Origin of the sequence: Moritella sp. (assembly GCF_013215705.1) — a bacterium.
Classification (GTDB): domain Bacteria; phylum Pseudomonadota; class Gammaproteobacteria; order Enterobacterales; family Moritellaceae; genus Moritella.
In genome coordinates this window covers 133314-146933 of record NZ_JABSQR010000006.1, presented here as the reverse complement: position 1 = coordinate 146933, position 13620 = coordinate 133314, and the positions used below count along the sequence as shown (strand labels likewise).

The following is a 13620-nucleotide window of genomic DNA, read 5'->3' as shown; positions in this document are numbered from 1 at the left end:
GATCTCCAAAATTAATCGTTTGTATCGGTTACTTGCATTACTAATCGTCCAGATTGGACGACTACTCGGCCATGGGCTATAACATGATTACCAGTGCAGACACTGACAATTTCGGGTAAGTCCATCATAATGAAATCACCTGGTTTTAGCTGTGTGAGTTGTACGATATTCAGCTGAGTCTTCGCAAGAATAACGTTGATATTAGTTGGTATATTCGTTGCAGCTTTAGCCAGTTTTGCTGCTAATAATTCATAATCAGGCATCGTACGGTTACTTGATAGTGTTTGGTTAATGAATTTTTTAGGGTACCAAATTTGCCAACTGGAAATGTACTCTTTTATCGTACAATCAATGGTTGATGAAATGAACTCACTGCCTATAACTGGTTGATTGGTATGGCTTATAGTCCATTCTTGATTGTAACCCAGCTGATTATCTAACGCGTCAAGTTGGATTGATAAAATGCGCTTAAGTAGTCGATACTCAGAATCACTCGGTTGCTCTAAGTTATCTTTGTTACTGGGTTTACTCGCTCCAAGAAAGATTTCTGTCAGGGTATATAGCATCGTATTATTGATCGATAATAATACTTTCAGACCCGCGTTGTTTTGGGCTTGAAGCCAAATTATATTGGTACCTAAATCGACAGGGTTAATCTTCTCATGAGTGAATTTTTGTAGCGTTATTCTGTATTCGTATTCATTAAATAATTGAGATAAACGGCGCTCAATTTCCCGATGTGCCAAGGAAAGATCAAAATTAATGACTTCAAGACAATCAGTCCACTGACGACGTTCACCGAGTAGATCGTATTTTTCAATCTCAGCTGATTCGGCAGCGAGAGTAATTTTAGAACTGGATTTTGTAACTTTGGGACTAACCGCTGTAGGTTTTACAACCAACATAGTAAATTCTCCAATGGATAATGCCTATTAGACTTAATGTAACATCGGCTAACATCGGCTAACATCTGTAAATGTCGGCCAAAATAGACTGAAATCGGTTATCAACGTTGAATCAACAGATGATCAGGCGATATATGTATGAAATAATATTTTATACGTATATCGAGGGGGGATTTGAAATATTAATTAATTTAAAGGGCTATAGCAAACTAAATATCGACATTTCTTAAATTTAACACTAACGAATATCACTTTGTTGGTAGTTGGTTGTACTGTTGGTGGTAATTAAATGGATTTATTGCGCTGTTTATAAACATTAGTATAATATATAATATATATTTAATTGCTTTGTGGTTTTGGATGTTGTTAAATGCACCTTTGTAAAAAGGCAAACAAATCGTGAGGTTTGGACGCAAAGTTACCAGTCTGTATGTTTATTACAGATAGTGGGACCGCCAAAAGGTAAATTGTTTATATTTTAAAAAATATTAACTCCGGGGGGAAGATTCATCTTTTTGCCGCTAAATACCTCATTTTGTTGCTTTTTTATTTACACTAACCTGGCCAATAGACTGTTACTTAAACGTCGCTATTGAGTTACTTGTCATCAATTTATTTTAGGTTGATTACTGTAAATGATTTAAGTGAGTGAGGAATCATGTCTCTAAAGGTTTTGTTGCCCGCTGTCGGCTGCTTGTTTTTTTGTTCAATATTGAATGCGCAACCTTTTATGTCTGAACTAGACCAGGTGCAATGGCAATTGAGCTCAAATTCGTTTGAGTGCAAAATGACAACGAATGTTGAAACATTAGGGTCTGTTAGTATTGTTAAGAAAGCGGGCTACCCTGAATTTATCGACGTCACATCCACAATTTATACACAACAAATTAAGCGTTATAGGCTTGGTAGTTCAAAGGCTCCTTGGGGAGTTAAAACACTGCCTGATGTTCGTTGGCTAGGGCCTTCCTTACCGCTTGAAAATGAAATTTCAGTCGGTGTTGCGAGTTTTACTCGACAGCTGAAGCAAGGAGATTGGGGGCACATTACCTTGACCTATGCTGACAGCGACAACATACATGCAGTACTACCTTCAGTAAATCTAGGTGACGTATTTGATGGTTACTATCAATGTCTCCGCGACATATCTCCTTTTTCATATGAGCAAGTAAGAGACCGGAATTTATATTATTCTGGTGGCTCGTATTTATTGAATTCCCAACAAAAACAAGAAATGGCAGCGATCGTTAAATACATATCTCTTGATGGTTTAGTGACGAAAATACTCATCGACGGACATTCTAATAGTATTGGCAATACAGTAAATAATTTATTGTTATCACAACAACGTGCTGATGATGTTTATATGTATCTGATGGAGGCTGGTATCTCTAAAAAACTACTGGAAGTGCGCTCTCACGGCGATCGTTACCCATTGAAACCAGGGCGAACAGCATCTGCTCGTAAAAAAAATAGACGTGTGAATTTACGTATTATTCGTCGGCTGGGTAAATAATATGTCGGCTAATCATGAGCAAGATAATATTTTATTGATCCTCGAATCTTCTTCAGTAACGAGACTTGATAGCAAAGAGTTAGAACAACAAGGCTATGTCGTACATCGCTGCCTGAATGCTGACGACGCTTTTTTAAATGCCTCAACGTTATCACCTGCCGTTGTTCTCGTCGATGCCGAATTAGTTGATATGTCATTAGTTAGTTTTGTGAATGTCTTCTCTCGTAATCATCCCGACTCCGTTATCATCGTAATGGTACAAAGTAGTCAATGCGAACTTGCTGCTGAGGCGATCGTAGTCGGTGCTGCGGATTATTTACTGAAACCATTTTCTGATTACCAGTTGATTAAAGCGATAAAGCGAGCTGAGAGCTTACGCAAACCAATGGATGATTTTATTATTTGTTCGGCTGAAAGCCGTCAGGTTGTGCAACTCGCACATCGTGCTGCACAAACCGATGCAACTGTATTTATTCGAGGCGAATCGGGCACTGGTAAAGAGTTGTTGGCTCGCTATATTCACACTCATTCTCCGCGCGCGGATGGGCCGTTTGTGGCGTTCAATTGTGCCGCTATGCCTGAATCGATGATCGAAGCTATGCTATTTGGTCATACCAAGGGGGCCTATACCGGTGCAACGAATGAGCTGGTAGGGAAGTTTGAACTCGCCAATAATGGCACCATCATGTTAGATGAAATTGCTGAAATGCCATTGCAATTACAAGCTAAGTTACTGCGAGTGATCCAGGAACGTGAAGTTGAACGGCTCGGTAGTAATAAAAAAATCAAGCTTAATATTCGTATTATCGCGGCAACAAATAAAAATTTACAAGAGGCCGTTGAAAAAGGTCTATTCCGTCAAGATTTGTATTACCGATTAGATGTATTACCTTTGCAATGGGGGGCGTTGAGAGAGCGTAAAGATGACATTCTGCCTCTCGCGGAGTTCTTTATTCGTAAGTATGCGCCCACGCCTGATTATTTCATGAGTAGTGCTGCCAAATTGATGTTATTAGGACATGCTTGGCCTGGTAATGTTCGTGAATTAGAAAATGTAATTCAACGGGCACTCATCATTGCTCGAGGTATGGAAATACAAGTGGCAGATTTAATGCTGCCAGCACAGTTAAATGAAAAGAAAACGGCGTTGAAAATTGTTCATCAATCTGAAGGATTGGAATCAACTAAAAAAAGGGCTGAGTACCAATATGTTTTAGATACATTAAAACAATTCAAAGGGCATAGAATGAAAACCGCTGCAGCACTAGGTGTAACCACTAGAGCGTTGCGTTACAAAATGGTAGCAATGCGAGAGCAAGGTATAGCAATTTAACTGGTGGTAATAATATGAAAATCGACGCAAATATCCAATCAATTAATTTGATGAATAAAATGGAGCGAATGCAGCTTCAAGCTGGTAATGAAATTGCAAGTAATCCATTAGGTACTAATCAAGCTGTGTCATTTAACCAGGCAATGAAAATGATGGTCAGTGATATTAATCAGCAGCAGTTAAAAGCTAATGGCATGATGTCAGCTGTCGATTCAGGCCGTAGTGATGACTTAGTTGGTGCGATGGTCATGGCAAAAAAAGCAGATTTAAGTTTTTCGGTATTAATGCAAGTTAGAAATAAGTTGATGACCGGTTTTGATAATATTATGCGTATACCGTTGTAGGGGCTAGTGTGGAAATTTTATCTCAAGAAACAGGTCTTATCAAAAGCCCAGGTGCAGGTAATGGAACTGTGATAAAGAACATGCGTTCAGGGTTGAAACTAACCCGCGAAAAACTTTATCGATTTAGGTCTTTATTTTTTATCGGGTTGCTATCAAGCCTTATTGCTGCTGCTATTGTTGCTTCGTTATGGACTGCTGAGCAGTATGTTCCCTTATATGGGAAACAAGAAATGTATGATAAAGCCAATATCCTTGAGCTGTTAGAGCAACAAAAAGCTGACTTTCAGTTGGATACCGAGTCGGGACAAATTTTAGTCGCAAAAAATCAACTAGCTCAATTACGCATGGCGTTGGCTGCTCTGGGTGTCAAAAAGAACATCCCAATGGGGATGGGTGGTCTTGAAGGTAAAATGGGACTGGGCACTAGTCAGTTTATGGAGTCTAAAAGTTATCGTTTTGCACTTGAGGGCGAGTTAGCATTATCGATTATCACTATCGATGCGGTTCGTAATGCGCGTGTACATTTGGCGTTACCTGAACGCACACTGTTTATTGGACGTGATGAGGAACAGGCTTCGGCTTCGGTCATGCTTGACTTGCAACCCGGTCGAGAGCTTTCTCAAGGGCAAGTTACCGCGATCATTAATTTAGTCGCGAGCAGCGTAACAAATATGAAACCCGATAATATTTCAGTGGTCGATCAGGCGGGTAGATTATTAACCTTATCTGGTAGTCAGTCAAGTAATCGCGGACAAGTGGCCACGCAACTGGTTACATTTAAACATGATCTTGAAGCACGGTTAATTCGTCGAATAAGAGATCTTTTATACCCACTTGTTGGTGCTGAAAACTTTAGAATACAACTAACCGCAGATTTAGACTTCAATGAAGTCGAAGAGACGATAGAGACGGTTAGCCCTGAAACTGTATTAACAAAAGAAAATATCCGTGAACAAGTTTCTGGCGATGTAAATGCTGTTGGTGTTCCAGGTTCGTTATCAAATTTACCACCAGTTAAAAAAGAGCCAAAGAAAGGTAAAGAAACAGCATCGAGTGAAGCAGAATCATCGATGATCACTAAGCGGAATGATTACAGTAAAGAATATGTTGTTGGTCGTTCTGTGATGCATAAAAAATATGAATTTGGTCGCATTAATAACTTGAGTGTTTCTGTTATTTTGAATAATAAAATAGCAACGGGTAAAGACGGTTGGAGTGATGAAGAGTTAGCTAAAATATCGATCACGATAAAAAATGCCATTGGTATCATTGCTAGTCGTGGCGATCAGTTAAATATTTCTGGTTATGATTTTATCGCTGTTCCTGAAATAACGCTTGAAGCGTTACCTTGGTGGCAGATGGATGTAATACAAGCGTACTTGCGCTATATCGTTATTACAATTCTCGGCTTAGCGTTAATTATGTTTGTAATCAGACCGTTAATTAAACACTTTATTAGTCAATCACGACAAACAGAAAATGCTGCGCTTGCGCCAACAGAAAACACAAGTGAAGCTAAAACGAATAGCTTAACCACTGATATTAAGCCGGATGAGCTCAGCAAGGCAAGTAAGCCGGTCAATATGACTGAGTTAACATCAGTTGATATGCCCGCTTTACCAGCCCCAGGAAGTGAGTTTAGTGTGCAATTAAATCACCTACAAATTTTAGCAGATAAAGAAGCTGTTCGTGTTGCGGAAGTATTGAAAGGCTGGGTTAAGTCTAACGGAGGGAGTCAGAATGAGTCATCATGATATGACCACAGCGTTTAGTGAAAGAGATAAAGCCGCTATTTTACTATTAAGCATGGGTGAAGAATCAGCTGCAAAAATATTGCGATTGATGGAACCTGAAGAAGTTAAAGATGTGTCAATGGCAATGGCTCGCCTCAGTAATGTATCAAGTATTGATGCTCAGCAAATTTTACAACAATTTTTTGAACAATATACTCAGCAAAGTGGAATAAGTAGAGCATCTCGCGAATATCTTGAGAAATCATTAGATATGGCGCTTGGACGAAAACTGGCTAGTGGCATGTTAGATTCCATTTATGGTGATGTAATGTCGAATGATATTCAGCGTTTACAGTGGTTACCCGCGGATGTTTTAGCACGTTTTTTCCGTCATGAACACTTGCAAATGCAAGCGGTTATGTTGGTGTTTTTACCACCTGATACAGCCAATGCGGTGCTAAAACATTTACCCTTAGAGTCTCATGATGAACTGATCTATCGTATCGCTAATTTAGAAGACATCAGTGATCATGTAATCAATGATTTAAGAGTCACACTACAACTTTGTATTGATTTTGTTGCTGAACAGTCTGGTGCTAAAGTTGATGGCAGCAGTCAAGCGGCGAATATCCTTAATCGTTACAGTGGCGATAAAGCTAACTTAATTGAATTAGTTGAGATGCATAACGTTGATACCGCTAATGCTATTAGAGATAACATGTTCAACTTTATGATTCTTGGACGACAGCCATTAGATATTCTGCAAGCGCTCATTGAAGCTGTTCCTAATGAGGTTTTAGCCACAGCGTTGAAAGGTGCGGATAAATCAATTATCAATAAAATTGAAGAAGCATTGCCAAAACGTATGGCTGAAGCGCTTAATGCTGAAATTCAACGTTTGGGTCCTATGACGTTGAGTAAAATAGAAGTGTCACGCACTGAGGTTATGGCTATCGCCCGTAGGCTCTTTGAAAGTGGTGAGTTACAGTTACAATTATTCGAAGAACAAGTGGTTAGCTAATGAACTCAGCTCAAATTATTAAATCCAATAAAATTAGTTATCGACGGCATGTATTTCCGCCATATCGTGTTGGTGGCGGTGCGACCCTCGGCGCTGTTGATGAGATATCACCTAATTTTGAGCAAGAATTTCAGCAGGGCTTGGAAGAAGGACATAAAGAAGGTGTTGAGCGTGGCTTGCAGCAAGGTTTAGTTGATGGTCGTCAAGAAGGGTATAATACGGGTCTTATGCAAGGTATTACAGAAGGCCAAATTAAAGGCGCGCAGTTATTTAAAGATGCCATTACTCAGCTTTCAACAGTGCAGAAAAAAGTCGACGAATTAGCTAAGCATAAGCTCGTTGTTCAACAAGAATTGATTGCCGATTTAGTCGGCCAAGTATCTCGCCAAGTTATCCGTGCTGAACTGACTTTAAACCCTAAGCAAGTGTTAAATCTTGTTGAAGAAGCAATCCAAGTGTTTGCCGATGATATTGAAAAAGTACGTATCTTCTTAAATGTGGATGATAAAAAACGCCTTAAAGACCTCGGTATCTTAGACTTGAATGGTTGGGCACTGGACGTTGATGATAAATTAGCTGTCGGAGATAGCTATATTAAGAGTTCTGATAAGGAGATTGCAGTTGATACCGAAGAACGTTTTCAGCAGTGTATGGAATCTATGAATCAGTCAATGACAGAAGCTAGCTAGTCCAATCTTATGATGTTACAAGGGGAACTCGGCGATGAATGAAGCCTTAAAAGAGCGGTTGATTCAGGCTGTGGGAAGTATTGATGCTGGTGCTGTCGCAAAAGTTTATGGGCGACTTGTGCGTATTAATGGTTTGACACTCGAAGTGACGGGCTGTCGACTGTCTATCGGTCAGCGTTGCTTTATTGAAACGCTAAGCAATGGCAGTTTAGCGGCTGAAGTGGTTGGCTTCAACAGAGATATTAGTTATTTAATGCCACTCCAACATGCTGTGGGCTTGTTTTCGGGTGCGAGGGTTTCACCACAAAGTGGTATCGAAAATATTGTTGTTGGCGAACAATTATTAGGCCGGGTTGTTGATGGACTATTGCAACCGCTGGATGGACTTCCAGCCATTACTGGTGAGTCTATCCCCCTCTTCTCTTTGCCAAATAACCCACTTAGTCGTCAACCTATCTCTGAACCCATTGATGTCGGCATTCGCTGTATTAACGCGGTTTTAACACCCGGTAAAGGGCAGCGTTTAGGTCTCTTTGCTGGCTCTGGTGTCGGGAAAAGTGTGTTATTAGGCATGATGACTCGTTATACCGAAGCTGAAATTATTATTGTTGGACTTATTGGTGAACGCGGTCGGGAAGTACGTGAATTTATAGAACATAGTTTAGGTGAGGAAGGCCGTAAACGCGCGATTGTTGTTGCCGCTCCAGCGGATGCTACCGCTCTGATGCGCTTGCGTGCAGCACAAGTTTGTCATCGTTTAGCTGAACATTTCCGAGATCAAGGTAAGCACGTTTTATTATTAATGGATTCTTTGACCCGCTATGCGCAAGCGCAGCGTGAGATTGGTTTAGCGATGGGAGAGCCTCCGGCAACGAAAGGTTATCCGCCGTCCGTATTTAGTCTACTCACTCAATTAGTTGAACGCGCAGGTAATGGACTTGGTAGTGGCAGCATGACTGCTATCTATACTGTACTGGTCGAAGGCGATAACCAGCAAGAACCTATTGCTGATGCCGCTCGCGCTATTTTAGATGGTCATATCGTGCTTAGCCGTGATCTCGCTGAACAAGGACATTATCCGGCCATTGATATTAGTGCATCGATTAGTCGTGTTATGCCGCAAGTAGTGAAAAAAGATTATCTCGCGCATGCGATCAAACTGAAAAAACTATACAGCAGTTATCAACAAATAAAAGAACTGATCCCATTAGGTGGTTATCAACCAGGCAAGGATATGCAAGTAGATTATGCTGTACAGAAGTTTCCTGCGATTGCCGCATTTTTACAGCAGGGCCTCGATGAGCAAAGTGGGCTAAGCGATAGTATGAATCAATTGATACATCTGATGGATAATTAGCATGCTAAATAGATTAATTGGTATAGAACAAAAAAAATTAGATGAATTATCGGCGCAGCGAGTACAGTTTCATGAACAACTGCAGCGCAAAAAATATCATATATCTCAATTGGCGACTTACCAGCAAGCCTTAACTGCAAATAGTGGCGATAGCCAAGTATTGCATTTGCAAAATATGCAGTCGATGCGAAATCAAGTTGACGGTTTGATTGATAACCAACAGTTTGAAATTGATCTACATGAAGCGGACCTATTACGCCAGAACACGCTTATCAGCCAGAAAATTGGGCAAGTTAAAGGTTTTGAAACCGTACTCAGAAGGCGTGAATCTAAGGCGCAGTTAGCACAAGATATAGCTGAACAATTTCAAAATGATGAGCTAGCTATACAGGTTTTTTTACGGAATCGAGATTAACTTAGCATTCACCGGCTGTATTGGGTGAATACTCATCTTGCGGTTGAATATGTAAGACTTTATTTAATAGTTCGGATTGTAATGCGAGTAATTGACCATTTACTTCATTCTGGTTGTGGCAGTGGTGAGTTAGCTGCTTTAATTTATCCCATAATATGGCGACCTGAGGGCCGGATTGCGCATCTAGTGCGGCAAGTATTTTTTCCATACCCGCATTATCAGCAGTAACACCAATATGATGCATCAGTTGTTTGCGGCGTATAGCTTGCTCACTAATGGTTTCTAATAATATACCATGATCTTGATTTAACGTGATGAGTTCTTCACTGTTATGTTGCTGCATCAGGTTGTGCTGTTTGTGCAGTAATTCATGGAATCGTGAGTAATTTTTAATATCTGCTTTTAAGCCTGAAATTAAAGCGATGATAAATTGACGAACTTTACTCATCGACGGTGCATCTCAAGAATACTATCAGTCAGTATGTCTAAATCTAAGCTTAGTTTACCTTCTCTAAGTAATGCCGAAATGCGGTTCACTTTATCCATGTCTATATCCGAAGTCGGTGCTAACTTATCGCTGATATTAACAAAGTTATCGGCTTTTCGATTGACTTCAGTTGTTTGTTTCAAACCTTGAACTGCAGTATCAGTTGTTACTTTAGTTGAGCTTGATACGGTTTTAGCCATTGCGTGACTATTAATGCTATTGGTTATTTTCATGCTGTTCTCGTACCTACAATTATCCGGTTATTATAGTTAAGCGACACAAACAGAGTGTAACTGTAATTTTAAATGGAAAATAAACTAAAATAAAGTTTCAACAACGCCTGATGCAATGATTTTAGCCTGAATTTTTTTTCCCGATGACAGGTTCTTAATATAAATTTTATCACCTAATTGACCATTCTGCAGGGCTTTTCCTTTCATTGATACTACAAAACTGCCTGAACTGGCCCTGATTATAACTTCATCATTACGCTCGACTAAGAGACGTTGCTGTAATTGACTTGGTAAGATGATTTTACCTGACCTAATTCGGCGTTTAGCTCGTTGATTGACTAATGGTTGTGAGCTTGTGATAAAACGTTGGGTGTGACGGCTTATGACTCCCCGTTGTAACTGAACATGTTGTTTTTTTAGTATCTGATTGGGGTTAATGTCTGTTTTAGCATGCCACACTTCCAACCCTATTTTTACTTTAGCGTGCGCGCGGACCTTCCAGCTTGGCTGTGTACAAGAGATTAAATAATTGACTCGACCGATAGGTGCATTATTGGGTGTTGCCCGTTGATATTGCACTGTGTTTTTACAGGCAGGCAAGTGATTTGCGTTATTCGGTAGCCAGATGAGGACCTCTGCATCATAATTTAGCCAGTTTTGTTGCTGGCTATAGCGCTTAATATCTTGCTCAACTTGTTGCTTAAATAAATGCGCAGACACGCTGTTACTCAGTAACCACAGAATAGTTAATACTAGCAACTTCCTCAGGGGAAGTTGCACTTCCGCTCCCGCTTCCTCTTCTTGTCTGTTTGCACTGTAAGTCATTATTTTAATACTCTTTAAATTATGGTGTGAATATTGCTTAAGTTGACTAAGTTTATGATAAAAAACCATAGGAATCACAGTTCATGGCAATAAATTTTGATAAAGCACTGGGGATTCATCCTTACGCTTTACAAGCGCGAGTTCAACGCAGTGAGATTTTAGCTGGTAACTTAGCCAATGTTGATACTCCGGGTTATCTGGCCCGCGATTATGATTTCAAGTCAGTGCTGACAAATTTAGAAACGCAATTAAATCAATCAACGGGCGGTAGATTACCAGAACTCGAAATGCATAGTCTATATCGAGTGCCATTTCAAGCTTCAAAAGACGGTAATACTGCTGAGTTAGGTGTTGAACAAGCAAAATTTAATAACAATGCGATGAACTTCCAAAGTAGTTTAACGTTCTTAAATATGCGTATTCAAGGACTTCAAAAAGTAATCGATGGACGCTAATTATGTCGTTTAATAATATCTATGAAATTGCTGGCAGTGGTATGCGAAGCCAGACATTACGTTTGAATACCGTCGCCTCAAATTTAGCGAATGTGAATTCAGCCGCAAGCAGTGAAAACGAAGCATATCATGCTTTGAAACCGATTTTTTCGACTGTCTATCAAACGAGTCAAGAAACTTTAGAGGTGACGGGAGCAAGCGTTAATATGCTTGGTGTTACTCAATCACAACAAGCTATTGAACGTCGATATGAGCCTGAGCATACACTCGCAAATAACGATGGTTACGTTTTTTATTCTAATGTGAATGCGGTGGCTGAAATGGCTGACATGATGTCGGCATCTCGTAGTTTTGAGAGTTCAGCTGAGGTCATGCGCCGTGTGAATAGCATGCAACAAAGTCTGTTAAGGCTTGGACAAGGATAGCGGTTATGAATCCAATACATAATAGCAACAGAACGAACCCAGCTCAGACTTCTGAGGTTAAAGACAATAGTGCTTTGGGCTTGAAAAATGAATTTTTACAGATGATGGTTGCGCAAATTAAAAACCAGGACCCTCTTAATCCGCTAGATGGTACTGAGTATGTCAGCCAACTGGCCCAGTTTTCGATGGTTGAAGGGATTGAGGGGTTACGTACTGGTCAATCTGGTCAAGCTGAAATGCTCTATACCCAACAAGTACTACAGAGTACAGCCTTAATTGGCACCGAAGTATTAGTCCCATCGACTGGCATTGCTGCAAAGCAAGGTGAAAAACCAAACGGTGTTATCCGCATCGATGGTGCAGCTGATGAAGTGACACTGACTGTAAAAGATTTGAACGGTAATGTTGTTGACACTCAAACTTGGAAATACCCTGAGTCTGGAGATATTGCATTCGAAGTACCAGCACTCGATGAAGGCAGTTATGTGCTCGGTGTTGAAGTTAAAATGGGTGGCCAAGTATTAAATGGCGTACCTCTATTATCAAGAGAAGTCGAAAAAGTCAGCTTGCCAAAAACAGGTTCTGATATTCAACTGTCAATTGCAGGTATGGGCAGTGTCTCTCTGTTCTCTATTTCTGAATTTGGTAAAACAACAAGTTAAGGGTTTAAAATGTCTTATAGTATCGGTTTGTCAGGGCTTCGTTCTACCAATGAACAGCTGAATGTTATTTCGCAAAATATTGCCAATGTAAATACCGCGGGTTTTAAATCAGGTCGTGCAGAGTTCTCTGCTGTTTACAGTGGTGGTTCTGCCGGTGGTGTGGAAGTTGCTGCTATTTCAAGTAACTTTGATCGCGATGGCGATGTCGTTAATACTGGTCGAGCAATGGATCTTGCGATTTCTGGTAGTGGTTTCTTTGTATTAAATAATGGCGGTGAAGCATCTTATACGCGTGCCGGTTCGTTTGTTCGCAATGCGAGCAATTATATTGAAACCAGTAGTGGAGCGCGTTTACAAGGTTATCCTGTTGATGCAAATGGCGCGCTGTTAAGTGGTGTTATTTCGGATCTAAAGGTCGGTACTGGTACATTACCCGCGAAAGCATCGTCAAGTGTTGAATTTGCCGCGAACTTAAAAGCCGATGCGCCTGTACCAGCTACCGCGTTTGATCCTGCCAATATCAAGCCAGATATGTATAATTATTCGCAGTCAGGTAAAGTTTACGACTCACTCGGTACTGAGCATGTGTTAACCCAGTATTTTGTAAAGTCGGCGACTCCTGCGACAAATGAGTGGACCGCACATTACTTTATTGATGGCACTCCGGCGGGTACAACTGCAAAGCAGACTTTAACCTTTGACACCAGTGGTAATATCACGTCGCCGGCGGGTTCTGTTACGGTTTCTCAGGCTATTACAGGTGCTGATCCACTAAGTATCAAAATATCAATGACTAATATGAGTCAAAATGCAGCAAGTTTTAGCTTGAGTCGTAATGAAACGAACGGTTATGGCGCTGGTGATCTGAAAACAATTCGTATTGATGATGATGGTTCTCTCTACGGTGTTTACACGAATGGTCAAGATAAGTTACAAGGCAAAGTAATTTTGGCTAATTTTGCTAATCCAAATGGCTTACGTCAAGGTGATAATACCACATGGGGTCAAAGCTTTGCGTCGGGTGCGCCAACTGTAGGCTTACCTAGCAGTGGCACACTGGGTTCATTAACGTCGGGTGCTTATGAAGGTTCTAACGTAGACCTGACTGGTGAACTCGTTAGTTTGATGACAGCACAGCGTAACTATCAAGCTAACTCTAAAACTATTTCAGCCGCTGAAAAAATGACTCAAGTGTTATTTAACGCATTTTAATAGGAACTAGT

The 13620-nt window shown here is 40.4% G+C and carries 16 protein-coding genes and 1 riboswitch; of the genes, 12 read left to right on the top strand and 4 right to left on the bottom strand.

Features of this window, described 5'->3' with window-relative positions; genetic code table 11:
- Positions 1 to 11: 11 nt before the first annotated feature.
- Positions 12 to 905: a FliM/FliN family flagellar motor C-terminal domain-containing protein gene (locus tag HRT96_RS03940; RefSeq protein ID WP_293152520.1), complete on the bottom strand. Its 894-nt coding sequence runs from the start codon at positions 903 to 905 to the stop codon at positions 12 to 14.
- Between the two features lie 377 nt (positions 906 to 1282).
- Positions 1283 to 1365, top strand: a riboswitch (cyclic di-GMP riboswitch).
- 198 nt (positions 1366 to 1563) lie between these two features.
- Here HRT96_RS03940 and HRT96_RS03935 point away from each other — a divergent pair.
- From HRT96_RS03935 to HRT96_RS03900, 8 genes are read left to right on the top strand one after another with little or no spacing between them, the layout of a single operon-like run.
- On the top strand, positions 1564 to 2418 hold the full coding sequence (locus HRT96_RS03935; protein WP_293152517.1) for an OmpA family protein: 855 nt from the start codon (positions 1564 to 1566) through the stop codon (positions 2416 to 2418).
- A gap of 1 nt (position 2419) precedes the next feature.
- On the top strand, positions 2420 to 3751 hold the full coding sequence (locus tag HRT96_RS03930; RefSeq protein WP_293152514.1) for a sigma-54 dependent transcriptional regulator: 1332 nt from the start codon (positions 2420 to 2422) through the stop codon (positions 3749 to 3751).
- A 14-nt stretch (positions 3752 to 3765) separates the two neighbouring features.
- A complete protein-coding gene (locus HRT96_RS03925) occupies positions 3766 to 4095 on the top strand; it encodes a flagellar hook-basal body complex protein FliE (RefSeq protein WP_293152511.1) in 330 nt (109 codons plus the stop codon).
- An 8-nt stretch (positions 4096 to 4103) separates the two neighbouring features.
- The gene (gene fliF / locus HRT96_RS03920) at positions 4104 to 5849 is read left to right on the top strand and encodes a flagellar basal-body MS-ring/collar protein FliF (RefSeq protein WP_293152508.1); all 1746 of its coding nucleotides are present in this window, start codon (positions 4104 to 4106) and stop codon (positions 5847 to 5849) included.
- Positions 5836 to 6849, top strand: a complete 1014-nt coding sequence (locus tag HRT96_RS03915) for a FliG C-terminal domain-containing protein (protein WP_293152505.1) — start codon at positions 5836 to 5838, stop codon at positions 6847 to 6849. The genes fliF and HRT96_RS03915 overlap by 14 nt, the downstream gene beginning before the upstream one ends.
- Entirely contained in the window at positions 6849 to 7538 is a 690-nt protein-coding gene (locus HRT96_RS03910; RefSeq protein ID WP_293152502.1) for a FliH/SctL family protein, read from the top strand. Before HRT96_RS03915 ends, HRT96_RS03910 begins: the two co-directional genes overlap by 1 nt.
- A gap of 34 nt (positions 7539 to 7572) precedes the next feature.
- Positions 7573 to 8895, top strand: coding sequence for a FliI/YscN family ATPase (locus HRT96_RS03905; RefSeq protein WP_293152499.1), 1323 nt, complete (start codon positions 7573 to 7575; stop codon positions 8893 to 8895).
- A gap of 1 nt (position 8896) precedes the next feature.
- Complete coding sequence (locus HRT96_RS03900; protein WP_293152496.1) at positions 8897 to 9310, top strand: flagellar FliJ family protein; 414 nt, start codon at positions 8897 to 8899, stop codon at positions 9308 to 9310.
- 1 nt (position 9311) lies between these two features.
- Here HRT96_RS03900 and HRT96_RS03895 read toward each other — a convergent pair whose 3' ends face one another.
- From HRT96_RS03895 to flgA, 3 genes are all read right to left on the bottom strand, one after another.
- Positions 9312 to 9758: a flagella synthesis protein FlgN gene (locus HRT96_RS03895; protein WP_293152493.1), complete on the bottom strand. Its 447-nt coding sequence runs from the start codon at positions 9756 to 9758 to the stop codon at positions 9312 to 9314.
- Positions 9755 to 10030, bottom strand: coding sequence for a hypothetical protein (locus tag HRT96_RS03890; protein WP_293152489.1), 276 nt, complete (start codon positions 10028 to 10030; stop codon positions 9755 to 9757). The genes HRT96_RS03895 and HRT96_RS03890 overlap by 4 nt, the downstream gene beginning before the upstream one ends.
- A gap of 84 nt (positions 10031 to 10114) precedes the next feature.
- The gene (flgA, locus tag HRT96_RS03885) at positions 10115 to 10855 is read right to left on the bottom strand and encodes a flagellar basal body P-ring formation chaperone FlgA (RefSeq protein WP_293152486.1); all 741 of its coding nucleotides are present in this window, start codon (positions 10853 to 10855) and stop codon (positions 10115 to 10117) included.
- Between the two features lie 83 nt (positions 10856 to 10938).
- Between flgA and flgB the strand changes: the two genes are divergently transcribed.
- Genes flgB through flgE form a run of 4 tightly spaced genes read left to right on the top strand, consistent with a single transcriptional unit; the run spans position 10939 to position 13609 of the window.
- The gene (flgB, locus tag HRT96_RS03880; RefSeq protein ID WP_293152483.1) at positions 10939 to 11310 is read left to right on the top strand and encodes a flagellar basal body rod protein FlgB; all 372 of its coding nucleotides are present in this window, start codon (positions 10939 to 10941) and stop codon (positions 11308 to 11310) included.
- Positions 11311 to 11312: 2 nt separating this feature from the next.
- A complete protein-coding gene (flgC, locus tag HRT96_RS03875) occupies positions 11313 to 11735 on the top strand; it encodes a flagellar basal body rod protein FlgC (RefSeq protein WP_293152480.1) in 423 nt (140 codons plus the stop codon).
- 5 nt (positions 11736 to 11740) lie between these two features.
- Positions 11741 to 12397, top strand: a complete 657-nt coding sequence (locus HRT96_RS03870; RefSeq protein WP_293152477.1) for a flagellar hook capping FlgD N-terminal domain-containing protein — start codon at positions 11741 to 11743, stop codon at positions 12395 to 12397.
- A gap of 9 nt (positions 12398 to 12406) precedes the next feature.
- Positions 12407 to 13609, top strand: coding sequence for a flagellar hook protein FlgE (flgE, locus tag HRT96_RS03865; protein WP_293152474.1), 1203 nt, complete (start codon positions 12407 to 12409; stop codon positions 13607 to 13609).
- Positions 13610 to 13620 lie beyond the last annotated feature (11 nt).